Origin of the sequence: Collimonas sp. PA-H2, assembly GCF_002564105.1 — a bacterium.
Taxonomy (GTDB): Bacteria; Pseudomonadota; Gammaproteobacteria; order Burkholderiales; family Burkholderiaceae_D; genus Collimonas.
This window is the reverse complement of sequence record NZ_PDBX01000002.1, coordinates 219,578-245,982: the sequence shown is the minus strand read 5'-3', so window position 1 is coordinate 245,982 and position 26,405 is coordinate 219,578. Positions and strand designations below refer to the sequence as shown.

General features: G+C 61.7%; 27 protein-coding genes. 18 read left to right on the top strand and 9 right to left on the bottom strand.

Translation table 11 applies throughout. From position 1 onward, the window contains the following. Positions 1-53 precede the first annotated feature (53 nt). The gene (locus BCF11_RS26665; protein ID WP_098497873.1) at positions 54-662 is read right to left on the bottom strand and encodes a DUF2242 domain-containing protein; all 609 of its coding nucleotides are present in this window, start codon (positions 660-662) and stop codon (positions 54-56) included. Between the two features lie 104 nt (positions 663-766). Beyond that, positions 767-1,618: a metal-dependent hydrolase gene (locus tag BCF11_RS26660; protein WP_233212729.1), complete on the bottom strand. Its 852-nt coding sequence runs from the start codon at positions 1,616-1,618 to the stop codon at positions 767-769. A 94-nt stretch (positions 1,619-1,712) separates the two neighbouring features. On the opposite strand from BCF11_RS26660, the gene BCF11_RS26655 reads away from it, so the two are divergent. From BCF11_RS26655 to selD, 4 genes are all read left to right on the top strand, one after another. After that, positions 1,713-2,366 carry a TetR/AcrR family transcriptional regulator gene (locus tag BCF11_RS26655; protein WP_098497872.1) on the top strand — a complete coding sequence of 218 codons (654 nt, stop codon included), beginning with the start codon at positions 1,713-1,715 and terminating at the stop codon, positions 2,364-2,366. A 68-nt stretch (positions 2,367-2,434) separates the two neighbouring features. After that, a complete protein-coding gene (locus BCF11_RS26650) occupies positions 2,435-2,953 on the top strand; it encodes a nuclear transport factor 2 family protein (protein WP_098497871.1) in 519 nt (172 codons plus the stop codon). Further along, entirely contained in the window at positions 2,950-4,011 is a 1,062-nt protein-coding gene (mnmH, locus tag BCF11_RS26645) for a tRNA 2-selenouridine(34) synthase MnmH (RefSeq protein ID WP_098497870.1), read from the top strand. Before BCF11_RS26650 ends, mnmH begins: the two co-directional genes overlap by 4 nt. A gap of 70 nt (positions 4,012-4,081) precedes the next feature. After that, positions 4,082-5,140, top strand: coding sequence for a selenide, water dikinase SelD (gene selD, locus BCF11_RS26640; RefSeq protein WP_098497869.1), 1,059 nt, complete (start codon positions 4,082-4,084; stop codon positions 5,138-5,140). 6 nt (positions 5,141-5,146) lie between these two features. On the opposite strand, the gene BCF11_RS26635 is transcribed toward selD, so the two are convergent. From BCF11_RS26635 to BCF11_RS26620, 4 genes are all read right to left on the bottom strand, one after another. Then, a complete protein-coding gene (locus BCF11_RS26635; RefSeq protein ID WP_233212728.1) occupies positions 5,147-6,559 on the bottom strand; it encodes a PepSY domain-containing protein in 1,413 nt (470 codons plus the stop codon). A gap of 44 nt (positions 6,560-6,603) precedes the next feature. Beyond that, entirely contained in the window at positions 6,604-8,970 is a 2,367-nt protein-coding gene (locus BCF11_RS26630; protein WP_233212727.1) for a TonB-dependent receptor, read from the bottom strand. 90 nt (positions 8,971-9,060) lie between these two features. Next, on the bottom strand, positions 9,061-9,456 hold the full coding sequence (locus BCF11_RS26625; RefSeq protein WP_098497866.1) for a DUF2946 domain-containing protein: 396 nt from the start codon (positions 9,454-9,456) through the stop codon (positions 9,061-9,063). 114 nt (positions 9,457-9,570) lie between these two features. Continuing rightward, entirely contained in the window at positions 9,571-10,497 is a 927-nt protein-coding gene (locus BCF11_RS26620; RefSeq protein ID WP_098497865.1) for an AraC family transcriptional regulator, read from the bottom strand. Positions 10,498-10,635: 138 nt separating this feature from the next. Here BCF11_RS26620 and BCF11_RS26615 point away from each other — a divergent pair, with 138 nt between their 5' ends. Beyond that, positions 10,636-11,172, top strand: a complete 537-nt coding sequence (locus BCF11_RS26615) for a carboxymuconolactone decarboxylase family protein (protein WP_098497864.1) — start codon at positions 10,636-10,638, stop codon at positions 11,170-11,172. 51 nt (positions 11,173-11,223) lie between these two features. Here BCF11_RS26615 and BCF11_RS26610 read toward each other — a convergent pair whose 3' ends face one another. After that, a complete protein-coding gene (locus BCF11_RS26610) occupies positions 11,224-11,583 on the bottom strand; it encodes a MerR family transcriptional regulator (RefSeq protein WP_098497863.1) in 360 nt (119 codons plus the stop codon). An 86-nt stretch (positions 11,584-11,669) separates the two neighbouring features. On the opposite strand from BCF11_RS26610, the gene BCF11_RS26605 reads away from it, so the two are divergent. Both BCF11_RS26605 and BCF11_RS26595 read left to right on the top strand, forming a co-directional pair. Further along, the gene (locus BCF11_RS26605; RefSeq protein WP_098497862.1) at positions 11,670-12,092 is read left to right on the top strand and encodes a hypothetical protein; all 423 of its coding nucleotides are present in this window, start codon (positions 11,670-11,672) and stop codon (positions 12,090-12,092) included. 272 nt (positions 12,093-12,364) lie between these two features. Further along, positions 12,365-13,948, top strand: a complete 1,584-nt coding sequence (locus BCF11_RS26595; RefSeq protein ID WP_143751533.1) for a hypothetical protein — start codon at positions 12,365-12,367, stop codon at positions 13,946-13,948. Between the two features lie 90 nt (positions 13,949-14,038). Here BCF11_RS26595 and BCF11_RS26590 read toward each other — a convergent pair whose 3' ends face one another. Next, a complete protein-coding gene (locus BCF11_RS26590) occupies positions 14,039-14,728 on the bottom strand; it encodes a GntR family transcriptional regulator (RefSeq protein WP_098497859.1) in 690 nt (229 codons plus the stop codon). A 196-nt stretch (positions 14,729-14,924) separates the two neighbouring features. Between BCF11_RS26590 and dctP the strand changes: the two genes are divergently transcribed. The 11 genes from dctP to BCF11_RS26535 are packed head-to-tail and all read left to right on the top strand — an operon-like array spanning position 14,925 to position 25,268. Further along, positions 14,925-15,944 carry a TRAP transporter substrate-binding protein DctP gene (gene dctP, locus BCF11_RS26585; RefSeq protein ID WP_098497858.1) on the top strand — a complete coding sequence of 340 codons (1,020 nt, stop codon included), beginning with the start codon at positions 14,925-14,927 and terminating at the stop codon, positions 15,942-15,944. Further along, positions 15,941-16,519 carry a TRAP transporter small permease gene (locus BCF11_RS26580; RefSeq protein ID WP_098497857.1) on the top strand — a complete coding sequence of 193 codons (579 nt, stop codon included), beginning with the start codon at positions 15,941-15,943 and terminating at the stop codon, positions 16,517-16,519. The genes dctP and BCF11_RS26580 overlap by 4 nt, the downstream gene beginning before the upstream one ends. Then, entirely contained in the window at positions 16,519-17,868 is a 1,350-nt protein-coding gene (locus BCF11_RS26575; RefSeq protein ID WP_098497856.1) for a TRAP transporter large permease, read from the top strand. The genes BCF11_RS26580 and BCF11_RS26575 overlap by 1 nt, the downstream gene beginning before the upstream one ends. 1 nt (position 17,869) lies before the next feature. Beyond that, entirely contained in the window at positions 17,870-19,531 is a 1,662-nt protein-coding gene (gene mdcA, locus BCF11_RS26570) for a malonate decarboxylase subunit alpha (protein ID WP_098497855.1), read from the top strand. Between the two features lie 31 nt (positions 19,532-19,562). Further along, positions 19,563-19,877 carry a malonate decarboxylase acyl carrier protein gene (gene mdcC, locus BCF11_RS26565; RefSeq protein ID WP_098497854.1) on the top strand — a complete coding sequence of 105 codons (315 nt, stop codon included), beginning with the start codon at positions 19,563-19,565 and terminating at the stop codon, positions 19,875-19,877. Next, entirely contained in the window at positions 19,874-20,773 is a 900-nt protein-coding gene (locus BCF11_RS26560) for a biotin-independent malonate decarboxylase subunit beta (RefSeq protein WP_098497853.1), read from the top strand. The genes mdcC and BCF11_RS26560 overlap by 4 nt, the downstream gene beginning before the upstream one ends. Beyond that, complete coding sequence (gene mdcE, locus BCF11_RS26555; protein ID WP_098497852.1) at positions 20,774-21,481, top strand: biotin-independent malonate decarboxylase subunit gamma; 708 nt, start codon at positions 20,774-20,776, stop codon at positions 21,479-21,481. After that, positions 21,465-22,142: a malonate decarboxylase holo-[acyl-carrier-protein] synthase gene (mdcG, locus tag BCF11_RS26550; RefSeq protein WP_098497851.1), complete on the top strand. Its 678-nt coding sequence runs from the start codon at positions 21,465-21,467 to the stop codon at positions 22,140-22,142. Before mdcE ends, mdcG begins: the two co-directional genes overlap by 17 nt. Next, positions 22,139-23,089, top strand: a complete 951-nt coding sequence (gene mdcB, locus BCF11_RS26545) for a triphosphoribosyl-dephospho-CoA synthase MdcB (RefSeq protein WP_098497850.1) — start codon at positions 22,139-22,141, stop codon at positions 23,087-23,089. The genes mdcG and mdcB overlap by 4 nt, the downstream gene beginning before the upstream one ends. A gap of 52 nt (positions 23,090-23,141) precedes the next feature. Next, a complete protein-coding gene (locus BCF11_RS26540; RefSeq protein ID WP_098497849.1) occupies positions 23,142-24,296 on the top strand; it encodes an ABC transporter substrate-binding protein in 1,155 nt (384 codons plus the stop codon). Positions 24,297-24,329: 33 nt separating this feature from the next. Then, the gene (locus BCF11_RS26535; RefSeq protein WP_098497848.1) at positions 24,330-25,268 is read left to right on the top strand and encodes an ACP S-malonyltransferase; all 939 of its coding nucleotides are present in this window, start codon (positions 24,330-24,332) and stop codon (positions 25,266-25,268) included. 12 nt (positions 25,269-25,280) lie between these two features. On the opposite strand, the gene BCF11_RS26530 is transcribed toward BCF11_RS26535, so the two are convergent. Continuing rightward, on the bottom strand, positions 25,281-26,186 hold the full coding sequence (locus BCF11_RS26530) for a LysR family transcriptional regulator (protein WP_098497847.1): 906 nt from the start codon (positions 26,184-26,186) through the stop codon (positions 25,281-25,283). Between the last annotated feature and the right edge of the window lie 219 nt (positions 26,187-26,405).

Sequence of the window (26,405 nt, the reverse complement as noted above, 5' to 3'; positions counted from 1 at the left end):
TAAAAATGCCGCTGGTGCTATATGCACTAGCGGCATTTTTCATTACAGCGGCTTCATTCCTGCTCGGCTTTTGCCGCCGCTTTGGTCGGTAATGCCGGCTTGTCGTCGAAATCCACCACCGGCAAGCCGCCGTCGAGGCCGAGGTAGTGTTCGATCAGGCCGAAGAAGCGGTCGTAGAACAGGCCGGCGGGAATTGTTTCGCTGGCGACCTTGACCAGCGAGTCGGAGGTGCTGCCGATCGGCAGCGATACCGATCCCAGCACGCTCAGGCCGACGCTGGCGGAATTGTTGGTTTTCTTGAGCGCGTAGCGGTCCTGGGTGGCGCTGACGAACAAGGTGCTGCTTTTGTCGTCCTTACCGTTGGGTGCGCACACCACATGGAATTCGATTTCGACATGCGTGTCCGGATCCGGCTGGAAGTGCTTGTGGCCGTCCACCAGGGCGCCTTTGGCCTGCTTGATGATATAGCCCTGGCTCAGCAAGGTGCGGCGCGCTGCTTCGCAGGTGGCCGAGCTGGAGGTGGCGAAATCGTGGGAAAAGGTGCTGGTGTCGCTGAATTCCTCGCCCTGGTAGACGTTAGGCTTGGTGGTCGAGCAGCCGGCGACCGTGCCGGCCAGCAGGGCCAGCAGCAGGGCAGGCGATAAGCGGAACATCCTGGACATGAACGAAAACTCCTTGAATCGGCTAAATGAATGCGGCGGATCGCATTTTAGTCTATCCGACACAAGCGGCGGAGTTTCGTTGCATTCGCGCTGGAGAAGTGTGCCTATGCGCCTTTCAAGCCGCGCACGATGCTGTACTGGGCGGCATTGGCGGCCAGCCATTGCTCCGCCAGTTCACGGTTGTCATGCTGCCATGGATGGAAGTCGCGTTTCAGGTAGTTGAGCAAAGGCCGGGTGCTGAGCCAGACCAGGCCGTGGCGGCCGAAAAAGAAGCTGGCCGCATCGAGCCAGGTGCTGGGCTTGAACAAGACCCGGTCATGCCACAGATTGTTGACGGTTTGCTTGGTGGCCATCACGGTAAAGCGCAGCATGGCGAACATAAACCAGCGTACCCGCGTTTTGTAGCTGCCGTCCAGGGTCCGGTAGAGGTCGAAGGCGACCGCCTTGTGCTCGGTTTCCTCCACCGCATGCCAGCGCCACAGCGTCAGCAGCATCGGATCGGCGCCTTGCATCACTTGCGGATAACGCAGCGTCAGATCGGCCAGCACCGCGGTGTAGTGCTCGAAGGCGGCGGTAACCGCCAGCCTGCTGATGGGCGGCACCCCGCGCTTGCGCCCCATTTCGATCAGGTCGGCAGCCCAGTATTGCCAGTGATTGACCAAGCCTTGTTTTTCCAGCTCGGCGTTATACAGCGCATGGACCCGGCGGTGGGTCGCTTCCTGGCCGATGAAATCGCGTATCGTCGCCTGCAGTTGCGCGTGTTCGGCGCCGTCCGGCAAGGCCAGCGCGGCTTCCCGCACGGAATCAATAAAATCTTGTTCGCCGACTGGGAAGCTCATCGACAAGGCATTGAAAAACTGGGTGCGGAAGGCTTTGCCTGCCAGCCAGTGACGGGGAAAGCCATGCGACAGGTCGACTAGTAGTTTTCTTACCAACAAGGGACTGGATGTATTCACTGGCTTGCCTCTGGCGATTGACGACAGAACCAGTATACTGAGCATTATTCAGTTTTTAAACTCGCAACTTGCTCAGTTTTTCAAAGGCGCCTACATGGCCAAGCGAATTCCCGGTTCTTCCTCTGAAACAATGCGAAAATTTCCGACCCAGGAACGGGCGCAGCGCACCATCGAAACCATTTTCGAGACCACTGCTCAGATTTTGGAAAGCGAAGGCGAGTCCGGCCTGACCACCAACAAGGTGGCGGAAAAAGCCGGCTTTTCGATCGGCACCCTGTATCAGTATTTTCCCAGCAAAGACGCCATCTTGACGGCCTTGATCGCCCGCGAGCGGCGGCGCGTGATGGATGAGCTGGACGCCTTGATGGAAAGCGCCGAGACCCAGATCGACCAGCTCGACCCGAAAGCCTTCCTGCGCCAGTTCATCCGCATCAACATCGAGGGCCTGGGCAGCGGCAGGAGCGCCAAGCGGGCGATGATCCGCTTTGCCTGGCAGCACGACCATCACGAAGACATCACCCAGGCCTTGCGCGAGACGGCGGAACGGATCGCCATCAGCATGCAGCGTATCCATCATCCTAACCTGCGGCAGCCGACGCCGGCCATGATGTTCGTGGTGACGCGCGCGGTGATCGGCGCCATCCGCAGCGCGTCGCTGGAGAAATCGCCGCTGCTGGGCAGCATCGAATTTGAAGATGAACTGGTGCAGCTGGCCTGGGGCATGCTGGCGCGGCCGGCTGACCTGTAAGCACAGAAATGCAAGGAATGAGCGTGTAGTATCGTCTGCAATACCAACCTGGCCTTGGAAAGGGAATCATGGACCACGACAGCAATCTTCGTAACCACAGCTGGATGGCAAGGATCATGCCGCTTGCCGCATCGTTTACAATGCTTGTAGCGATTGTAACGGCTGTAGCGGCCGAGCCTGGGCAGGCGAAGAATGCGACGCCGGCCCTGGATGCAAAATCGGCGCCGATGGCGGTGGTGCAGGCCTATGTCGATGCCGCCAACCGCAACGACCTGGAAGGGTTCCTGGCCTTGTACGCGCCAGGCATAGCGAAGTACCGTTTTCCCGCAACCCCGGCCTCGCAGGGCATTGCGCATATGCGGGAAGTGTATAGCCGCTCCTTCGCCAGGAAACAAGGGCTGCATGTCGAGGTGATCAGCATGGTGAGCCTGGGCGACAAGGTGGTTTCGCGCGACCATGTTACGGGCCTGCCGGATGGCCAGAGCGCCGATGAACTGACTATTTACCAGGTCGAGAATGGCTTGATTACCAATATTGTTTACGTCGACAAAGAAGAGCATGCTGCGGCTGCTGCCAAACACGAATGAAATATCCAGCATTACTATCGTTTGAAGAAGTTTTCCCCCAGATCAGGCAGTTCGACACCATCATCGATGCCCGCACGCCCGCCGAGTTTGCCGAAGACCGGATTCCGGGCGCCATCAATTGCCCGGTGCTGAGCGACGCCGAGCGCGTGCAGGTCGGCACGCTGTACAAACAGGTCAGCGCGTTTGAAGCGAAGAAGCTGGGGGCGGTGCTGGTCGCGCGTAATATTGCGCAGCATATCGAAACCCAGTTCATCGGCAAGCCGCGCGAATGGACGCCGCTGATCTATTGCTGGCGCGGCGGCAACCGCAGCGGCGCGATGGCGCATATCATGGCCAAAATCGGCTGGCCGGTGGTGCAGCTGGACGGCGGCTACAAGGAATTCCGCCGTTACGTGATCGGCAGCCTGGAGCAGCTGCCGCAGCAATTCACTTTCAAGGTGATTTGCGGTCCTACCGGCAGCGGCAAGAGTCGCTTGCTGCAGGTGCTGGAGCAGCAGGGCGCGCAGGTGCTCGACCTGGAGCAGATCGCGGCGCACCGCGGTTCGGTGCTGGGCAATCTGCCGCAGGAAGCGCAGCCGTCGCAGAAGGCGTTTGAAAGCAGGATCTGGGACAAGCTGCAATACTTCGATCTGCGCTACCCGGTATTTGTCGAATCGGAAAGCAAGAAGATCGGCAACTTGCGGGTGCCGGAGGCCTTGATGGAACAGATCCGCAAGTCGGCCTGCATCGCGCTGACGCTGCCGCGTACCGAGCGGGTCAGGCTGCTGATGGAAGACTATGCTCATTTCGTCGTCGACCCAGCCTTGCTGAATACGCAACTGGCTTGCCTGAGCTACCTGCACGGCCGCGAGAAGGTAGGCGAGTGGCAGCAGATGGCCACGGCCGGGCAGGTCGAGCCGCTGGTTGATGAGCTGTTGCTGAAGCACTATGATCCGGCCTATGCGCAATCGATCAAGCGCAACTTCGGCCAGTTCTCGACGGCGCAGATACTTGATCTGACGGATATTTCGCCAGAGGCTTTTTTGCAGGCTGCAAGGCAGTTGCATCAAGATAAATAACAGGGCGGGCCAGGCGCTTGCCAGCCGCTAACCGACGCTTACTCCAGGCGACCTTTACCCCAGGAACCGTATGTCCGATCTCTCCGCAAACAGCATCAAACTCACTTCCTTTTCCCATGGCGGCGGCTGCGGCTGCAAGATCGCGCCCGGCGTGCTGGCGCAGATCCTCAAGGGCTCCAGCGGTTTTCCAGTGCCCAAGGAATTGCTGGTCGGGATTGAAACCGCCGACGACGCCGCCGTCTACAAGCTTAATGAAGAGCAGGCGCTGATCGCCACCACCGACTTCTTCATGCCCATCGTCGACGATCCCTTCGACTTCGGCCGCATCGCCGCCACCAATGCCATTTCCGACGTCTACGCCATGGGCGGCACGCCGATCATGGCGCTGGCGCTGGTCGGCATGCCAATCAATAAATTGCCGCTGGAAGTCATCGCCAGCATCCTCAAGGGTGGCGAGTCGGTTTGCGCGGAGGCCGGGATTCCGATTGCTGGCGGCCATACCATCGACTCGGTCGAACCGATCTACGGCCTGGTGGTGCTGGGCCTGGTCCATCCCTCCAAGGTCAAGCGCAATGCCGGCGCCAAGGCCGGCGACAAACTGATCCTGGGCAAGCCGATCGGCGTCGGCGTGCTCTCCGCTGCCTTGAAAAAAGAGGCGCTGGATGCCGCCGGTTATGCGGCGCTGATAGACAACACCACCAAGCTGAACAAGCCGGGCAAGCTGCTGGCGGAGATGGCAGCGGTGCACGCGCTGACCGACGTCACGGGCTTTGGCCTGCTCGGCCACACGCTGGAACTGGCGCGCGGCGCCAAGCTGTGCGCCCGCCTCAGCATGGCCGCGGTGCCTTTGCTGCCAGGAGTGCTCCAACTGGCGGAGCAGGGCTATGTCACCGGCGCCTCGCCGCGCAACTGGGACGGCTATGGCCATGAAGTAAAGCTGGCGGCCGCCATCACTGATGTCCAGCGCAGCTTGCTGACCGATCCGCAAACCTCGGGCGGCCTGCTGGTCTCTTGCGACGCCGGCGCGGTCGAGGAAGTGCTGGCCTTGTTCCGGCGCGAAGGCTTTGCCGGCGCCGCGGTGATTGGCGAGATGACCGCAGGCGCTGCCGGCGTCGAAGTGATTGCCTGACGGCGTTCAGGCCCGCTTCCTGAAAAACAGCGTGTCGCCCAGCCATACCGCAATCATGCTCACACCCATTAACGGGAAGATGATGCCGAGCAGCGCCATGTAGCTTTTCCAGCGCACGATGGATGGCGGCGGCTGCGCTACGCGTTTGGGCGCGCCCAGCGAATCTTGCGGGCGGCGCAGCCACCACATCACGAAGCCGGTGACAGCCATGCCCAGCAGCGCCAGCGAAATCGCTGCGCACAGCAGTTGATTGGCCAGGCCGAAATATTCTCCCATGTGCAGCGCCACCCCCAGCGTCACCAGCTTCGAGACTGGGTTGTAGTCGCTAAAGCGCAGGTCCTTGACGATCTTGCCGCTGTACTGGTCGATATGCAGGGTGCGCTGGCTGTCCAGGTCGGAACGCACAAACTCGCCGGCGCCGGGCGCATAGGACGCCGTGAACACGCCGGAACTCTTGCCCGGCAGCGCCAGCTGATAAGTCGCCATGCCCTTGCGCGCGGCGATTTCCACTACCTGATCGATGTTCAGCGCTTGCTGCTGCATGTCATGCGACTGCGGCACTGTTGTTGCTCCCACCGCCCAGGGAACGTTCGCCAGCGGCAGATCCTGCATCTTCATGGAAGACATGTCTTCCATGGCGGCCATGTCCTGCGCCGGCGGCGCTTTCGCGACAACCTTGGGTTGGCTGGCGCCGGCCCAGGTCACCACGGCCTGGAAATTCTTGCCCCAGAAGCTGGACCACGGCAAACCGCTCAAGATGAAAAACAGCGCGCCTATCGAAACCCAGATGCCGGCCACCAGGTGCAGTTCGCGCCAGACTGCGCGGCCGCGCAAGCCGAGCCGCGGCAGCAGCTTGCCCCGGACGGAAAACCGTTTGCGTGGCCACCACAATGCAATCCCGGTGCCGACCATGATCAGGGTCCAGCAGGCAGCCAGCTCCATCAACCAACCGCCCCAGCGTCCCAGCAGCAGGTCGCGATGGATTTGCCGCACCTGCTTCATCAGCCGGTGCTCGACGCTGAGCGTGCCGAGCAACTGACCGCTATACGGATTGAGATAGACGCTGGTGCTGTCGCCGGACGGCAGGCGGAACACTGCTTCGGTGCTGCGCGACGGATCGGCGCTGACTGATACCGAAGTTGGCGCGGCGTCTGCGGGCAGGGCGCCGGCGACAATTCCGAGCAGCTTGCCGTAGGCCAGTCTTGGCTGGCCGCTGGCGGCGACGTGCAGCATGTCGCGGTACAAGAGGTTTTCGATTTGCGGCTTGAAGACATAGATGGCTCCGGTGATCGCCAGCACCATCAGGAAGGGCATGACGAACAGGCCGGCATAGAAATGCCAGCGCCACAGGATGCGATAGTTGCGCGATGCGACGGAAGTGCCGTCGTCTGGCATTGCTGGCGGAGAGGCGATTTGCATGGTTTTTCCTTGCTAGAAATAGGGTGCTCGAACAAACGAAAGGCTCACAGGCCGACCTTGGCTTCCAGGTAGAAGGTCCTGCCCGGGTAGGGGTAGTAGACGTAGTAGCGGCGGTTGGTCAGATTGTCGACGCCGATGCCAAGCTCGGTATTCTTGGTCGGCCTGAAAGTCAGCTTGCTGTCGAACACCAGGAAGGAACTGGTGCCGCCGAAGGTGTCCGGGTTGACATCGCTGTTGGTCAGAGTGTTGTACTGGCGGCCGGAATAGCGTCCGGCCAGCGTCGCCGTGGCCTGCTCGCCGATACGGTAGCTGCCCACCAGGTTGGCGCGCCACAAGGGGATACGGTAAAAATTCTTGCCGACCGTCGCCGGATTCTTGCTGTTCTCCAGGATGATGGAACGGGTATAGCCGACGCTGGCGCTTAGGTCCAGGCCGCGCAGCAAGACATCCTCGGCGGCATAGCTGAGCTCGATGCCGCGCGACCTGACGCGGTCGATGTTCTGGATGCTGCTTACGTTGGGAAACACCGTGGTGTTGGTCTGGCTGAACAAGGTGTTCTTGACGTCGTCTTCAAACAGCGACATGCGCAGCAGTCCGCTGAAATGCGCCCATTCCGCGCTCAGCTCTTTGGCCAGGTCGTTTTCCGGCTTCAGGTTGGGATCGTTGTTGACCAGCGTCGAGCCGGTCAGGCTGCCCTGGAACAGTTCGCTGACGGTCGGAAAACGATAGGCGCGGCCGCTCGAAAAGCGCAGGGTCAGGTCGGAACTGGCCTTGTAGGAAAGCGCGGCCTTGGGCGACCAGTAGGCAAGGCTGCGATCGGTGTAGCGCTGGGCCGAGCCAGTGACGGCGCGGGCGCCGTCGTAGGCGCGCCAGTCTTCGTAGCGCAGGCCGTAAGTCAGTTTCCACAACTGGTTCAGCTGCCAGGCATCCTGGGCGAACAGCGCCTGCGTTTCGGTCTTGCCGGCGAAGGCGTTATTGAAGCCGCTGCTGTCGCCACTGTCACTGCGGCGCCAGTTGCTCAGGTTGTAGGTGGCATTTTCAAGAAAATAATTATCGTAGTGATAGCCGAAGGTCGGCCAATGGCTGCCAAGGGTAACTGTCGCGGGTTTGTAGTCGGCCGCCAGGTCCAGCGTTTTCCAGCCGGAGCCGTCGCCGAAGGTGGCCACGCCACTCAAATTGCTGGCCAGTCCGCTGCTGGCAGAGCGCGAGATGCTCTTTGATACATCGAACCAGGACGCTATTGCCGAATAATTCCAGCCGCTGGCGTTGCGGCTTTTCAGCGTCAGCCCGTACAGCTGGTTCTCGCTCTCGCTGGCCGCCGGAGCAAAGAACGACTCCGGCAGCCGGTATTGGTAGCCGCCGATATTCACCAGTCCCGAGTAGACCGGATTGCCCTTGGCGTCGCGCAGGAAGGTCTGGGTGCTGTTGCTGACCTGCTGGCGCCAGTAGCCGAAAGTGAAGCCGGCTTGCAGGGTGGGGGTGATGTCGTAGGCAGCCTTGAACTTGAACTGGTCCTGCACTGCGCGCTCGGCGCCTTCGGCATTGACGCCGAAGATGGTGGCCGGAGCGCCGTTCGGGTCGGTATAGGAATATGCCCCGCTGACCGGTACGGCGGCCGCGCCGGCCGCCTGCGTCGAGCGCGGCTGGCTGGCATAGACGAAGGGCTGGCCGGCGTTGCTCAGGTGATCGATGCCGAGCAGGAAGGATAAGTCGCCGACCTTGTTGCCGATCGCCGCGGTACTCTTGTTACCGTCGAAATGGCCGTCGACGCCGAACAGGCTGAACTGCTGGCTGAACACCTCGGTCTTGAACATGGCTTCCAGCTTGCTTGGCATCTTGGTAGTGATGGCGACAGTCGCACCCATCGAGTTTCCCGGATACAGGGCCGAAAACGGTCCGTAGATCACATCCACCTGGGCGATGTCTTCCGGAAAAACCATGGACCAGCGCGGTGGAAAGCTGTGGGTATTGCCGAGCAGGTTGCTGAGCAACAGGCCGTCGGCGTAAACCAGTCCGCGCGCAGTCTGCGAAGTGCCGTTGCCGCGCACCGAAATGGTGGCGTTTTCATCGCCGATGAAACGCTTGCGTATCGCCATGTTCGGCATGTATTTCAAGGCGTCTTCGGTGTTGACGACGTTCAGGTTTTGCAATTGCTCGGCAGTGATGCGCTCGCTGCTGGCCGGCAGGTTGGGATCGAGCACCCGCTTTTCGCGGGCGCCGGTGACGAATACTTCCGGCACCGCGCGCGCATCGTCGTCGGCGGCGCGGGCGCTTTGCGCAAACATGGGCAAGACAAACGACAGCGGCAGCAATGCGGCTGACAGCGCGCATGAGCGCCGTAAAGAAAAAAGCACTGGCGGCTGGTAGCGGCGCGACGAAACACTCTCAGTTTGCGTAAGCAAATCAAGCATAAAATTCCCCTGGACTTCAATGGATAAGCATCCCCGTATTGCCGCGGCAACAGGGGATTCGCGGCAGCTCAGCTGCCGGAAAACGGTCGATCAGGAAAAGGCAGGAGGCGGGTCGAGCGGATGGGTACGGCCGCGGAATGGCCGTGGCTGGATGTAGTCGTACAGCAGCGGACTGGCATGCTCTGGCGCCGCCGAAGTCGCCAGCAGGAGATCGAAAGACGCCGTCGGCGGCGGACTGTTGGCCAGCAGCGAGCAGTAGCCGCAGGCATTCCAGTGGTCGCCGGCCGGCATGGACGATTTGCCACCGCCGCCGCCATTGCCCTGGGCCAGTCCGGCCGAGGTGCAAATCTCGTTGTATATCTGCTGGTAAGCCTGGATCGCCCCGCTCGCCTTGAGCGACTGCGAAACTGTCGGCATCAGGATGCCTAGCCAGATGGCGAACAGGCAGCTCCAGACAACAATTTTTTGGCGGCGGATACGTAACATGGATAAGCAACGAGGACGTGCAGGGAGATGCCGTGCGGCAAAGCCTGCCGATTATAGGATGAGGCCCGGGTGAGCACAAGACCGTAAGCCGTGACGGCGGCCGTGTGGGGACATTTATGTGTTGCCGGCGCGGGCGCTACGCCGGTATTGGCCCGGTCCGACTCCGAAGCAGCGCTTGAATACGCGGTTGAAAGCCGCCTCCGACTGATAGCCGACCGCCTCGCCGATGTCGCCCACCGCGCGTTTTCCCTGCGCCAGCCATAAAGCCGCCTGCGCCATGCGCATCTGCATCAGCATGGCGGCCGGCGTGATGCCGGCAACCCGATGGAACACGCGGGCAAAGGTGGCGCGCGACATGTGGCAGGCCGCCGCCATGTCTTGCAGGGTCCACGGCTTTTCCGGCGCCGCCAGCATGTCTTGCAGCGCCGCCTGCAGCCGCCGGTCCGCCAGCAGCGCAAAGAGCCCGGGCACAGCCTCTGCCTGTTCCAGCCAGGCGCGCAGCACCAGCGCGAACAGGGCAGACGACAGTTGCGCCACCACAGCGCTGGCGCCAGGCCGCTGGATATCGGTTTCCTGGCGCAGCATGGCGACCAGCGCTTGCAGTCCTGCGAAATCCGGGCGGCCGCTGCTGCGCACCAGAAGGATTTCGGGTAAGGCTTGCAGCAAGGCGTTCGAGCTGCCGGCATCGAATTCGAACTGGCCGCACAGGATGTCGGTCAGGGCGCCGCTGCCATCGTTGACTACGCTGGCGATCGCGCGCCCGTCAGGCAAGTCGCGCAACGGCGTAGCTTCACCCTCGCCGCCGGTGTACAAGCGATGGGCGCTGCCTTTTGGGAAAACAATGATATCGCCGGCCAGCAAGGCGATGCCTGTTTGTCCCGCTGCATCCAGCCACGCCTCGCCGCTGACCACCAGATGATAGGGGGCGATGCCGCTGGCGACGGCGCTGTGGTCCAGCACCCATGGCGCGCCAAAAAGGCAGCGCACGTCCAGTGTGGTGCTGAGCGGGTAGAGCGACAGCAGCCGGCTAAGTGCATCCATGCGATTTCCTGATTGAGACGATTGAGCAAATTATAGGATATTTGTGGCATTAATAATTATATCTGGCCTGCCTATACTGGTTTCCATGCCGCCTCGACCTTGGCGTCAGCACTTCTCAATCACTTAAAGGAAACCATCATGAGCCGTCTTCACACCCCGCCAGTAGCCGAAGCCAGCGGCCACGCCGCGCAATTGTTCAGCGCCATCAAAAGCGCTGCCGGCAAAGTGCCGAACGCCTATGCCGCCATCGGCGGCAACAGCCCGGCGGCGCTGGAAGCGGCGCTGAATCTGGATGGCGCCTTGAAAAAAAGCAGCCTGAGTGCGCAAGAGATTGAAGTGGTACGGCTGGCGGTGAGTGAAGCCGTGGCCTGCGATTATTGCCTGGCGGCCCACACCCTGATGGGAAAGAAGAATGGGCTCAGCCGCGAAGCCATCCTCGGCCTGCGCCATGGCCAGCCGTCCGGCGATGCGCGCAACGACGCGCTGGCGGATTTCGCGCGCAGCCTGGTGACGACGCGCGGCACGGTAGCGGCCGAAGTATTGGCCGCGGTCAGGGCAGCCGGCTTCAGCGATGCGCAGATCGTCGATGCGGCGCTGGCTATCGCTGCCATCAGCTTTACCAATCTGGTCAATCGCATCAATGACACAGTAGTGGATTTCCCCGCCGCCGATTAACTCGCCGGCATACAGCGGCGTCTGCGGCTTGCCGAGCGATCTGGAGTATCGTCATTGCCGGGCGTTGGCCAGCGGGCAGGCCGCCGCAGCACGCAGCAGCAGGTCTTGCTTGAGCTGGACCAGTTCGGTAATTTTCTGATCGATGATCGTCGCTTTCTCGCGCAGCAGCGCCGCTATCGCCTGGTCCGGCTCGGGCGCATCCCACAAGGCCGGCAGGCTGGCGCCTATCTCATTCAGGCTGAAGCCGAGCTTTTGCGCGCTGCGGATGTAGCCCAGCAGCTGCAGCGTCTCGGGCTGGTAGATGCGATAGCCGTTGCTGCCGCGCGCTGAACGTATCAGTCCGCGCTCCTCGTAGAAGCGCAAGGTGTCGCGGCTCAGGCCGCTGGCTTCGGCCAGGCTTCCGATGCGCATGTTTCCTCCGTTTTTTTGCTTGACCTTGGAGTGTACCCGAGGCTTTACCCTGCTTGCTTATTGATATTTTTGAGGAGGGGGTAAACATGTTCGATCCCAAGCAATACCGCCGCATCATCCGCGCCAGCGCCTGGTATGACCTGCTGGCGACCATCGGCTTCGCCACCCCGTGGAGTTTTGCCGCCGTCCACGCCGGCTTGCTGTGGCTGACTCAGAAATGGCAGCTGGCGGGAATATTTCCGGCGTTCGCGCCGGCGCATGTGCTGATGGCAAACCTGCTCGGTTCGGTGGTGACGATATGGGCGTTGCTGCGCATTCGCGATCCGCAACTGCAATTCGGCCGTTACGACGCTGCGGCGCGCTTTTTGTTTGCGGTGTGGCAGATATACGCCGTGGCTCATGGCGCCAGCGTGATCATCCTGGCTTTCACGGCGATGGAAATCATGTTCGGCATCTTGCAGAGCATGCCAGTGCGCGCCGCCGTGGCAGACGAGGGCAAATCGGCCTAGCTGTATTTGTGTCGCAGCCTAAGCCTTGGCGCTAACAGCGTTTGCGCCGTCCTGCTGTGTTGTAGCCGGGACTGGCTGACCAAGAATGTCACCCGGCTGACCCTCTTGGTCAGCATTGGGGCAAGCGCTAGCCGCAAATGCCTGCCTGTCTTGCTGTAATGCGGTGGCACGATGTTTGCGATACATCGCCAGATCCGTGGGCACGCTTCATTCCGGAGCCTGTGATACGGCGTGAACAATGGGTTCGCGCATCTACAGCAAAGATTAAAACAATGTCTTCATTTAGCTATTCTCCGAAATCATCTGATCGGAGCCATCCGTTCGTATTGCCGTTGCTGCTTTCCTTGCCTTTGCTGCTTGCAGCCTGCGGCGGTGGCTCGTCCGATTCGTCTGCCAGCCAGGTCTCGCCATCGACTGCGGCTCCAGCCACGCCGGCGACGACGCCGCCAACGACCGCAACACCGGTAACTCCACCGACCACGACTCCAGTATCGGCGCCCGTCGCGGATTTCAAGGTTACGACACAGGTGATCGCGACCGGCGCAACGGGCAAGGTCTTTGGCCTGAAAGCCAATTTTTTCAATGACGGCCTGGTGCCGCCGAGCCCGATGTCGAACTACGGCTTTCCCAATCCGGTCATCCCGGTGGTCAACGTGGATGGCAGCCTGGATGTGGCGTGGCTGGATTACTCCGGCGCGACCCAGTCTTCGGTTTCCGGCTTGGGAACGCCTGCCACGATCAGCATCACCCACGTTAACCCTGATCTCAGTACTGGCGCCACAACTGCGACCAGCCTGCGTTCGTACAAGCTGCTGGGCTTCACCAAGGATGCCAGCGGCGCCTTCTATGTGGCCTATAACGTCGACCATCCGTACCGGAATGCGGTCGCGGGCGACGTCAACAACGTCAACGGCAACGAGCTGCATATCGCCAAGGCTTCCAGCGCCGGCTTCACGGCGAAGGCGTGGGATACACTGGTGTTCGGCAACCAGGACAACAGCAAGGACAAGAGCAAGGGCAACCCCGGCACGGCAGGGGGCGGCGTCTTGAGCTACGACGCGGTGAACCAGAAGCTGGTGCTGTATGTGGCGCACCAGATGGCTTGGGGCGATAACGGCACGCGTCACCAGGCCGGTTATTTCCGCTATTTCGATGCCGCTACCGGAAGCGTCGTTGCGCCTGCCGGCAATTCGATGAACATGGGCTCGGCCTGGTTCTATTCGCACAATTTCAACCAGCGCCTGCTGGTCGACAACGGCATCACCTATACGCTGGCGCATGGTGACGCCTACCCGCGTCAACTGGGCCTGTCGGCACGTACCTTGGCCACATATCTCGGCAGCGACGGCACCGTTTTCGATAAGCCATACCAGGTCATCGATGGCGCCGAGGGCGACAACACCACCAACGCCGAGACCGGTCAGTTCATCAAGCTGAGCAGCGGCGATTTTGCGATTGTGCACGCGACTTCGCAAGGTCGCGCCGCCCGCGATGTGCGCATCAGCCTGGTTAGCGGCACGGATGGCAGCGTGCGTTCGAGCACCTGGCTGACCAGCAACGTCGCCAACACGCAAGCCATCATGCCTAAGCTGGAAGCCTACGGCAGCGGCTTTGTAGTGTCCTACGGCCTGTGGAATTCGAGCAACCGCACCAACCGCGCGATCGAGTGGCATTTCGTCCAGCTGGATGCAAGCCTGAATCCGCTGGTGCTTTCGAATCCGGTGTCAGGCATCGAGTTCATCGCCGATCTGCCGCTGCTGCGCTTCACGGGCGGCCCCAACGCCGGCCGCGTGGGCTGGGTTTCCGGCAATGACCAGGGGACCTTGAGCGTGAGCCTGGTTCCCGCTGCGCAGTAATCAGAAAGCAGTTAGCGGGGCGGAGCAAGCCGCACTGTTCCGCCTTGTGGCCTGAATCGCCACGGCCGCGCTGATACAGCTGTCCGCAGTTTAGTTATAGGTGTACTGTGGCTCCGGCATCGCAGTCAGTTGTTGCAGCGAGGCAATCAGATCGGCGAAGCGCTGCCCCTGCACGGTGACGTGCTGGCGCAGCAGGTCGGCGGTTTGCTCGCTGTTGCCGGCGATGATGGCTTGCACCACGCCGTCGTGCTCCTGGTACGAGACATTCAGGCGGTCGCGCACCCGCAGCTGCAGCCGCCGGTAGGGCCGCAGGCGGCGCTGCAGCGAGCGCGCCTGGGTCGCCAGGAAGGCATTGTGGCTGCCTTCATAGATGGCGTCGTGGAAGGCTTCATTTTTGTAGAAATAGCTGTCCGGATCGTGCGCATCGCGCGCTTCCATGCATGCCTGGTGCGCCGCCAGCAGGTGCGCATGTTCCTCGCCGGACATCCTGCGCGCCGCCAGGCGTCCGCACATCGCTTCCAGCTCTGCCATCACCTCAAACATTTCCACCAGCTGGCGCGGACCGATTTCGGCGACCACGGTGCCGCGTCGCGGCCGCGTCACTACGATGCCCATGGAAGCCAGCTGGATCAAGGCTTCGCGCACCGGCGTGCGGGACACGCCGAACTTGATAGCCAGGTCGGTTTCATCAAGATGCTGGCCTGGGCGAAACTCACCAACCGCGATCATCTCTTCGATGGTTTCGCGTAGCGATTCCGAGCGATTTTTTGTCGTGAGCATAATTTGGCCGTTTCTGGGATTATGTGTATTCCAGATTTGATTGTAAGGCGTATTTATTCGTTGACATAAAAATGTTTTATGGAATATTGTGTATACAAGGAAGTGCAATAAGAATACATAGCATCTATCTTCAGCAATAACCGCATGAAAAGTAGCTAAAATTGTATCGATAGTTTTTCCACCGAGGAGAGGGGATATGTCTTTAGTCAGCAGAAGAACCGTGCTGGGCGCACTCGCGAGCACGCCGTTCTGGTCCATGTCGTCAGTCTGGGCGCAATCCAGCGCTCTTAAGATATCCCATCAGTTTCCCGGCGGCAGCATCAGTGAAGGCGATTTCCGCGACCGCCTGACTCGCATGTTTGCCGCGGAAGTAGGCAAGCGCACCAACGGCAGTCTGAAATTCGAGATTTATCCGGGCTCCTCCCTGATGAAAACCAACTCCCAGTTCTCCGCGCTGCGCAAGGGCGCGCTGGATTTCTCGCTGGTGCCGCTCAACTACGCCGGCGGCGAAGTGCCGGAAGTGAACATCGGCCTGATGCCTGGCCTGGTCACCTCGTACGAGCAAGGCGCGGCCTGGAAGAATGCGGAAGTCGGCAAGGAACTGTCGCGCATCCTGCTGGAAAAGGGCGTGATCATCGTCAGCTGGATCTGGCAGGCTGGCGGCGTTGCTTCCCGCACCAAGCCGATCGTCGACCCTGCCGACGCCAAGGGTTTGAAGATACGCGGCGGTTCGCGCGAGATGGACCTGATCCTGAAGGAAGCCGGCGCCGCGGTGGTGACGCTGCCGTCCAATGAAATCTATGCAGCGATGCAGACTGGCGCGATGGACGCCGCCATGACATCCTCGACCTCGCTGATTTCCTTCCGCCTGGAAGAAGTATCGAAGAGCCTGACCAGCGGCCGCGACAAGGCTTACTGGTACATGCTGGAACCGCTGATGATCTCGAAAGCCACCTTCGACCGCCTGACCAAGGAGCAGCAGGCGGCGGTGATGGCGGTCGGCGCCGACATGGAAAAATTCGCTGAAAGCGCGGCGCGGCTGGACGATTCCGGCGTCGCGGCGGTCTATCAGAAGGCCGGCGCCAAGGTGGTCGACTTGAATGCCGCTACTGTCAAGAAATGGCAGGACATTGCGCGCAACACCGCCTGGAAAGACTATGCGGCCAAAAACGAAAATTGCGCCAAGCTGCTGAAACTGGCTGAGAAACTCCTATGAGCCACGGCTTCGACGCGAAGCCGACCGCTGCCGACCTGCCTGCCATGCCGGATAATCCGGTAGTGGCAGTGCTAGCCGGCACACTGGCACGCTTCAATAAACTTGCCTTGTACCTGTCGATGGTAGCGCTAATGCTGACGGCGCTGATCATGACGTATTCCGTGGTGGCGCGCTATTTCTTCCACGTGCCGACCGACTGGCAGGACGACGCCACCGTCTTCATGCTGGTCGGCGTGATCTTCCTGTGCGCCGGCTATGCGCAATCGTATCGCGGCCATATCGGCATCGAAGCCTTGTCTTCGATCCTGCCGGCCGCGGTCAACGCAGTGCGCCTGCTGCTGGTCGATGTGGTGTCTTTTCTGTTCTGCGGTTTCTTTTCGTGGAAGTCATGGACCTTGTTCCATGAAGCCTGGTCCGAAGGCCAGACTACCTCGTCCACGTTTGCACCGCCGCTGTGGATTCCTTATTCCTTGATGGCGCTCGGCATGACCGTGCTGACCTTGCAGATCCTGGCGCAGGTGCTGACGCGCCTGACCGATCGCGGCGCCAACCAACCAACCGTCACGGGAGTGTAATGAGTCCGCTTGCCCTTGGTGCCCTGTATGGCATCGTCACGATTGTCGTGATGTGTTCCGGCATGCCGATTGCCTTTGCGCTCGGCGTGGTTGCGACCAGCTTCATGTATTTCTTCATGCCGGCTTCTTCGCTGGATACCGTCACCCAAAACGTCTACGAGGAAATCGCCTCCGTCACCTTGCTCTCCATCCCTCTGTTCATCTTGAAGGGTGCGGCTATCGGCAAATCGCCGGCCGGGCGCGACCTGTACTCGGCGATCCACGCCTGGCTGAGCCGGGTTCCGGGCGGCCTCGGCATCGCCAACGTCTTTGCCTGCGCCTTGTTTGCGGCAATGGCCGGTTCCTCCCCGGCGACCTGTTCGGCGATCGGTTCCGCCGGCATCCCGGAGATGCGCCGGCGCGGCTACTCGCCGGGATTCGCGGCCGGCATCATCGCCGCCGGCGGCACCCTGGGAATCCTGCTGCCGCCATCGATCACCATGATCCTGTACGCGGTGGCGTCGGAACAATCGCTGGGACGTTTGTTCCTGGCCGGCATCGGCCCCGGCGTCCTGCTGGTAGTCATGTTCGCCGGCTACGCGGTCTACCGTGCCCGCAAGGAATACCGGCTGGCGCACGAGATCTATCGCCAGGGCGGCGTCAAGTCGGCCTATCTGGATGATGAACATTTCACGCTTGCCCAGAAGGTTGAGATGCTGCCGCGCGTGCTGCCGTTCCTGATCTTGCTGATCGGCGTCATGATTGCGTTGTACGGCGGCTTCGCCACGCCGTCCGAGACTGCCGGCCTCGGCGCCTTGCTGGCGATCGTGCTGATCGCCGTGGTCTACCGCATGTGGCGGCCGCGCGACCTGATGCCGTTCCTGAACTCGACCATCAAGGAATCCTGCATGCTGCTGCTGATCATCGGCATGTCCTTGCTGTACTCGTATGTGATGAGCTACCTGCACATCAGCCAGTCGGCGGCGCAATGGGTGGTCGCCCTGCACCTTTCGAAATGGCTGTTGCTGGCGGTGATCCTGCTGATGGTGATCGTGCTCGGTTTCTTCCTGCCGCCGGTGTCCATCATCCTGATGACCGCGCCGATCATCCTGCCGCCGCTGCGCGAAGCCGGTTTCGACCTGATCTGGTTCGGCGTGGTGATGACGGTGGTGATGGAAATGGGCCTGATCCATCCGCCGGTCGGCCTCAACCTGTTCGTGATCAAGAACATCGCGCCCGACATTCCGCTGTCCGACGTGATCAAGGGCACGCTGCCGTTCCTGCTGCTGATGTTCGCGGCGATCATCCTGCTGTGCCTGTTTCCGGGCATCGTCACCGGCTTGCCGGATATCTTGATGGGAGCCAGATAATATGGACGGCCGCCGCTGGGACCTGCGCAACGCCAATCGCGAGCAGCGCCTGCGGCGCGCCGCCGAGACACTCGGCAGCGGCTGCCAGGGCAAGGTAGTGGAAACCGGCCGCATCCAGGACCTGCTGTACAGCGTGCTGGAAACCGGCGACAAGGTCTGCCTGGAAGGGAATAACCAGAAGCAGGCCGACTTCCTCGCCAAGGCGCTGGCCAAACTCGATCCGGCGCGCGTCAACGGTCTGCACATGCTGCTGTCGGTGCTGGCCTTGCCGGAGCACCTGGACATCTTTGAAAGCGGCGTCGCCGCGCGCCTGGATTTTTCTTTCTCTGGGCCGCAGGCGGGGCGCCTGGCAGGGCTGGTCGCGGCCGGCAAACTGAACATCGGCGCCATCCATACCTATCTTGAATTGTTCGGCCGTTACTTCGTCGACTTGACGCCGCGCGTGGCGCTGGTGGCGGCGCAGGCGGCGGACCGCCACGGCAACCTGTACACCGGGCCGAATACCGAAGACACGCCGGCGATCGTCGAAGCCACGGCCTTCAGCGGCGGCATCGTGATCGCCCAGGTCAATGAAATCGTCGATGTCCTGCCGCGGGTGGATATCCCGGCAGACTGGGTCGGCTTCGTGGTGCAGGCGCCGACGCCGCACTATATCGAACCGCTGTTCACGCGCGACCCGGCGCAGATCTCCGACATCCAGGTATTGATGGCGATGATGGCCATCAAGGGCATCTATGCCGAGTATGAAATCCAGCGCCTCAACCACGGCATCGGTTTCGACACAGCCGCCATCGAGCTGCTGCTGCCGACCTACGCTGCATCGCTGGGACTGAAGGGCAAGATCTGCCAGCACTGGGCGCTCAATCCGCACCCGGCGCTGATCCCGGCGATCGAGGCCGGCTTTGTCGAGTCTGTTCATTCTTTCGGTTCCGAACTCGGCATGGAAGACTACATCCGGGCCCGCTCCGACGTATTTTTCGTCGGCGCCGACGGTTCGATGCGCAGCAACCGCGCCTTCAGCCAGATGGCCGGCCACTACGCCTGCGACATGTTCATCGGCTCCACTTTGCAGATCGATTTGCAGGGCAATTCGTCTACCGCCACCGCTGGCCGCATTGCCGGCTTCGGCGGCGCGCCCAACATGGGCGCCGATGCGCGCGGGCGGCGTCACGCCAGCCCGGCCTGGCTGAAAGCCGGCCAGCAGGCGCGCGACGGCAGGAATCTGATCCCGCGCGGGCAAAAGCTGGTGGTGCAGATGGCCGAGACCTTTCGCGAACACATGCAGCCGGCCTTCGTCGAAAAGCTGGATGCCTGGGAACTGGCCGAGCAGGCCGGCATGGCGATTCCACCGGTGATGATCTACGGTGAAGACGTCAGCCACATCCTGACCGAAGAAGGGCTGGCCAACTTGCTGCTGTGCCGCAGCGATGAAGAGCGCGAGCAGGCCGTGCGCGGCGTCGCCGGCTATACCGCCATCGGCCTGGGACGCGACAAGCGCATGGTCGAAAACCTGCGCGACCGCGGCATCATCCGGCGCCCGGAAGATCTGGGCATCGACAAGCGGCTGGCCACGCGCGACCTGCTGGCGGCCAAGAACATGAAAGACCTGGTGCGTGCCTCGGGCGGCTTGTACCAGCCGCCGAAGCGTTTCAGGAACTGGTGAAACTAACCGGTAAAGGTGATAGGGCGTTGCGATGGAAACCTTGAATTTTCGTTTTGAACACGGCCAGCGTCAGCTACCCGCCACGGCGCAGCTGTCGGGCGTTGTCAGCTCGGGCAATCTGGAAGTACTGATCGAATCGGCGTCACTGAACGGCGCCTGCACGATTGAAATCAGGACTGCCGCGCGCGGCTTCGGCAAGATCTGGCAAGCAGTGCTGGCGGATTTCCAGCAGCGCTGGCAACTGGCCGATACGCGCATCGCCATCAACGACATGGGAGCGACGCCGGCAGTGGTCAGCCTGCGCCTGGACCAGGCGGTGGAAGCGGCGCTGGGAGCGCAACCATGAACAGTTATCTGGAAGCGCATGCGCGCGAGCGCCTGGATGCGGTACTGGATGCCGGCAGTTTCAGCGAATTCCTGCCGCCATCGCTGCGCATCGTCAGCCCGCACCTGGGCCAGCTGGATGCGCCGGTGTCGTTCGACGACGGCGTCGCCATCGGCGCCGGGCGGCTGTTCGGCGAGCCGATACTGGTGGCGACGCAAGAGGGCGGTTTCATGGGCGGCGCGGTGGGCGAGGTGCACGGCGCCAAACTGACCGGCCTGCTGCAGCGCGCACTGCTGGAGCGTCCGTATGCGGTATTGCTGCTGCTGGAAAGCGGCGGCGTGCGCTTGCACGAAGCCAATGCCGGCCTGATTGCGGTATCCGAAGTGATGCGCGCCTTGCTTGAGGTGCGCGCCGCCGGCATCCCGGTGATCGTGCTGGTCGGCGGTTCCAACGGCTGTTTCGGCGGCATGGGCATCGTCGCCTGCTGCGCCAATGCGATTGTGATGTCGGAAGAAGGGCGGCTGGCGATGTCCGGACCGGAAGTGATAGAAACCGCCAACGGCGTCGAAGAGTTCGATGCACGCGACCGCGCGCTGGTCTGGCGCACCACCGGCGGCAAGCACCGCTATCTGCTGGGCGATTGCCAGATGCTGGTGGCCGACGACAGCGCCGCGTTCCGGCAGGCGGCCTTTGCCTTGATGCAGGAATGCCATGCCGCGGCTGGCGCGATCGCCTTGACGCTGGAGGCGCTGGAAGCCGAACAGCAGTTTTTACAGGACCGCGTCGATGCCTTCGGCGCCGCCGTCGACCCGCTCGACATCTGGCAAAAAATCGGCGTCGTGGATGCGGTCAATCTTCCCATGCTGGAAGCCGACGCCTTTGTCGCCGCCACAGCACAACTGCGACGGAGGCCGTGAATGGATTGGATGTCCTTAGCCGCGCAGCTTTTCCCGCAAGGCCACACCATCGTCGAGCAGGATAATTTCCTGACCGGCACCGCGCAAGTCGACGGTGCTGCGGTGAACGTGATCGGCAGCAGCGGCCACGCGCCGATCGGCGTCGAAATCGCCTTGCTGCAGGCGCAGGCGGTGCTGGCCACGGTGCGCAATTTCCCGCAGCGGCCTATCGTCATCCTGGTCGATACCCAAGGCCAGCGCCTGCGCCATCGCGATGAAATGCTGGGCATTAACAGCTATATGGCGCATCTGGGGAAATGCATCGCGCTGGCGCGCAGCCAGGGACACAAGATCATCGGCCTGGTGTACGACCAGGCGCTGTCGGGCGGCTTCATCACCAGCGGCCTGATGGCCGACGCCTGTTTTGCCTTGCCGCAGGCGACCATCCGGGTGATGGGCTTGCCAGCCATGGCGCGCATCACCAAGGTGCCGCTGGAGCGCCTGACGGAACTGGCCAAGAGCAATCCGGTGTTTGCGCCGGGACCGGTGAATTACTTGCATATGGGCGGCATCGATGCGATCTGGGATGGCGATCTCGCCCTGCAGATGGCCCAGGCCTTGCGCGACGTCAACCCGCAGGACCGGCGCAGCGCCGCAGGTTTGCAGCGCGGCGGCCGCAGCCAGGCTTTTCCAGTAGCGCAGGCGGTGTTGAGTGCTAACGCGCCATAACCTGGTCTGGCTCAGCGCCGACGGCTGGCAGCGGGCGGCGCAGACAGTGGCGGCGGATTGCCGCGCGACGCTGGAACGCTGGCGGCAGGAGGATTGGCCGCTGGTGCTGCGGCGGCGCGAAGCGGATACACCGGAACATGAGTTGTGCCTGGGACTGGCGCTGCCGCCGGACGGCAACGGCGATAAGCTGAGGATTCCGCTGCGGGCGCAACTGGCAGATGTCGAACGGATTGAAGAGCCGCTGACGCTGCGTCAGGCGCTGGCGCACATGCCAGCTGGCTGGAGCGGTCCGTTGCGCGCGTTTGCCGGCGATTGCCTGCATAGCGGCATCGCGCTGCGGCTGTACGGTTCCTGGGCCTGGCAAGTCCTGACCCGGCAAAACTATGTCACCGCCGCTTCGGATATCGACCTGTTGTTTGCGCCTAGGAGCACGCTGGAATTTTCGCGCGGGATGGCCTTGCTGGCGCAGCATGCGGCACGCTTGCCGCTGGATGGCGAAGTGATCTTTCCGGACGGCCGGGCCGTGGCCTGGAAGGAGTGCTGGCAAGCCATGCAGGCCGGCGCTGAAGGCGGCATTGTAGCGCGCGTGCTGGTGAAGACGGCAGTCTCGGTACAGCTGAGCACGCTGGCCAGCCTGATCGCCAGCCTGGAACCGGCATGAAAATCGACGTGACAAGCGCGGCCCGCCATCCCGCTCTGCGCCCGCCAGCCTCGCCGCAGTTGCGCCGGCATGGCCTGCCGCAACAAAGCGCGCGCCAGCAGCAAGCCTTCTGCCAGCAAGTCGCGCGGCTCGCCTTGCGCAGCCTGTATCGCGAATTGCAGTTGTATCCGAAGCCCGGCCTGGTGTCCCTGGTAGACAACGGCAGCCACAGCGACATGGATGCCGGCACATTCATGCGCAGCCTGTTTTCGCTGCGCCATTATTTTGTTCGCATCACGCAGGCTGGCATGGCAGGCAAGGAATTCGCCGTATTGCGGCAACTCGGCATTAGCGCCGAACAGACCATGCTGAAGGCGACCGCCGGCGTCAATACCCATCGCGGCGCGATTTTTTGCCTCGGCATGCTGTGCGCCGCGGCCGGCTATTGCCATGGCCGCAGCATGTCCTTGTCGGCGCCGGCCATCCGCGCCACATTGCTGATACAGTGGGGTGATGCCTTGACCCGGCATATGCAGGAAAGGGCAGCGATCCCGCATTGCGTCGAACCCTCCCATGGACGGCTGGCGGCGGAAAAATATGCAGTCAGCGGCGCCAGCGAAGAAGCGGCGCTGGGATTTCCCTCGCTGTTCGAGGCGGCTTTGCCGCGCTTCCTGTCGACGCTGGGAGCCGGCCGCGGCTACGACGCCGCCGCGGTGGATGCCTTGTTCGTCCTCATGGCCAGCATCAGCGACACCAATCTCTACCATCGGGGCGGCCCGGCGGCGGTCGACAAGGTAAAAACATGTGCGCGGGCTTTCCTGGAAATGGGAGGCAGTGCGACAAAAGATTGGCGTGAACACGCAATTAGTTGCCATAAAGTATTTATTCAGGATAAGCTGTCGCCCGGTGGCGCTGCCGATTTATTGGCAGCCACTTATTTGCTGCATGGATTGAGCTACTTGCGTTGAGCGGGCGGCCTCCCATGCAGATACTGCGTCGACGAATATCTCTGGAGAACAAATGAAAGTGCATCAGAAGTTGTCTTTGGCTGTCAGCATCAGCGCATTGGGCCTGTTTGGCTTGCTTGCGGCTGGTAGCGCTATCGCGGAACCGGGCATCACCAGCAACACCATCGTGATCGGCCAGTCTGCCGGTTTTACCGGCACCACGGCGGAAGAAGTGAAGCAAGCCACTGCCGGCGCCCAGCTGTATTTCGATATCGTCAACAAGCAAGGCGGCGTGTTCGGCCGCAAGATCGTGCTGGAATCGCTGGACGACGGTTTCGAGCCGAAGCGCACTGTCGAGAATACCCGCAAGCTGCTGAATGAAAAGAATGCGTTCGCGCTGTTCTTGTATCGCGGCACACCGACCACCGAATCCATCCTGGGCGCCATCAACGACGCCAAGGTGCCGCTGATTGCGCCGGTCAGCGGCGCGACTTCGCTGCACGAGCCTATGCAGCACTATCTGTTCAATGTGCGTTCCAAGTACCGCGACGAAGTCGGCACCGCGATCGAGCAGCTGTCGGGCATGGGCCTGCAGCGCTATGCGGTGCTGGTCTCCAACGATTCCTTCGGCAATGACGCGCTGGAAGGCTTGAAGCAGGCGATCAAGAAGAATAAATTGCCGGAGCCGGTAGTCGCCAACTATGAACGCAACACCGTGGCGGTGGAAGGCGCGGTCAAGAAGATTTTCGATGCCAAGCCGCAGGCAGTCCTGATGATTTGCACCGCCAAGCCGTGCGGCGCCTTCATCAAGCAGTATCGCGAAGCCGGCGGCCAGCAGCAGCTGATCACCTTGTCCAACGTCAGCTCGCAGGTGTTTCTGCAAGGCCTGGGGAAAGACGCGCGCGGCCTGGGCATGACGCAAGTGTTTCCGAATCCAAGAAGCTCCAGCACGCAGATTTCCAAGGAATTCATGACCGCGCTGAAGACCCGCAGCGAATTGTCCGATTCCTACCCGACGCTGGAAGGGTTCATCTCGGCCAAGGTGCTGGTGGAAGGCTTGCGCCGCGCCGGCAACAAGCCGACCCGCGACAGCCTGGTCAGCGGCCTGGAAAGCATGGGCGGTTACGATATCGGCGGCATGGCCCTCAAATATGGCCCGAACAGCCGCGACGGCCTGAATTTCATTGAATTGACCGTGATCGGCAAGGATGGCTACGTACTGCGTTAAGCCGCAACCAAAGCAAACCGCGGAGAGTCAGCCATGACGCCGCGGCTGGCGCTGCTGTGCTCAGGACAGGGCGGCCAGCATGCGGCGATGTTCGAGTTGGCGTGCAGCGATCCCGCAAGCGCCCGGTTGCTGGCGCAATTATTGGATCCGTGGCTGGCGGCGGTAATACCCGGCCGGTCGCTGCCAGAGGTCCTGTCGGACCAGGATCTGCTGTTCTCCAACCGCCTGGCCCAACCGCTGATCGTGGCTGCGACGGCCACCATCTGGTCTGCATTGCAGGCGCAATTGCCGGCCCCTGAACTGGTGGCCGGATACAGTATAGGAGAGCTGGCGGCCTGGCACGTCGCAGGCGCCATGTCCGCGCCGCAGGCGATCGCCCTGGCGCAGGCGCGGGCGCAGCTGATGGACGCATGTCCGCAGCCAGGGTCGCCGCAAGTCTTGTTTGCCGTCAGCGGCATCGCCTTGCGGCCGCTGGCAGCCTTGCTGGCGTCGCAGCACATGTACGTGGCGATTGAAACCGATGCCGACAGCTGCATCGTGGGCGGCCTGCAGCAGGATTTGCCGGGCGCTGCCGCCGAAATCGAAAGGCAGGGCGGAAAAATAACGCTGCTACCGGTGACGGTGGCTTCGCATACTCCCTTGATGGCAGCCGCAGTGGCGCCGTTTGCGCAGCAGCTCAAGCTGCAATTGTCGCGCGACCCCTCGCTGCCGCTGCTGTCCGGCCTTGATGCCCGTATCCTGACAAGAAAAGAACAAGCGATAGAGACTCTGTCGCGACAGATGGCGCACACCATCCGCTGGAGCGCTTGCATGGATGCCTGCGCCGAGCGCGGCATTACGGCGGCGCTGGAACTGGGACCGGGGGCAGCGCTGTCGCGCATGCTGGCGGCGCGCCATCCGCATATTGCATGCCGCTCGGTGAGTGAATTCCGTTCGTTGCAGGGTATCGTCAACTGGCTGCAGCGCTTGTGATGGCCAAGCCGCTCAGGCTTGCTCCGCATGCGGCATCAGCTGCAGGAATGCGGCGATAAAGGCGGCCACCATGGGTGCGGCATCGCGCCGGTAAATCACGGCAACGTCGGACTGCGCATCCTGTGGCGGCAGTTGCAGGAAACGGATCCCCGTCGGCGCGATCTCTTGCATGCTTTCCGGCACGATTGCAATCCCCAGGTTGGCTTCAATCAGATTCAGCAGCGAAGCCTTGCGCGAGGTGGCGCGCGAAGCCTTGGGGAAAAAATCATGCCGCATGCACAGCGCCGCTACCAGGTAGCTGAGACCGCCGCGATCCTTGTGCGGTACCGACACAAAGTGTTCGTCGCGCAGCTCGGCGATGCCGATTGTGCCTTTGTGCGCAAAGCGATGGTCCTTGGAGAGCGCCACCACCAGCTTTTCAGAAAACACTTTCTTGACCTGGATATTCGGCAGCTGGCGCAAAATCGGCAGCCGCACCAGACCGAAATCGGCGCGGCCTTCGTCGATGTCCAGCGCCTGGTGTTCGGATGGCGCGCGGGAAAAATCCAGCGATACGCCGGGAAACTGCATTAGCAGCGTATTGAAAATATTGCCCATGGCGGCGGATAAGGTGACCGAACTCGAATGCAGTACGCGGATGCGGCCCTGTTCGCCCTTGCCGACCTGATGCGCCTGGACAATGGCGTCTTCGATATCTTCCAGGATCCGTTTGCTTCTTTCATAGAACAGCTGTCCCGCCTCGGTCAGCTCGATATGGCGCGAATCGCGCTGCAGCAGGCTGACCTGCATGTCGGTTTCCAGTTCCTTCATCTGCCGGCTCAAGGCCGACTGCGCGATGAACAAGTGCTCGGCGGCGCGGGTATAGCTGCCGGCGTCGACAATTTCGACGAAATACTTGAGCTGTCTGAGTGAAATCATTGCTATGCCGTTTCGAGATAGATGGCCGCCATATTCGGTATTGGCGCTGGCCTTGCCTGTAACGCTACAGTGAAGGCATGCGACGCTTGCCGATATCGTGTTCGGCGCATTGCCGCCAAGCTGTTTTACCTTGGCTTTTCGAGGTGGTCAACATAAAAATCGCTGGTGCTTTCACCAGGACGATAAGGGGAATCTATGTCCGAAATTTTACTCATTGTG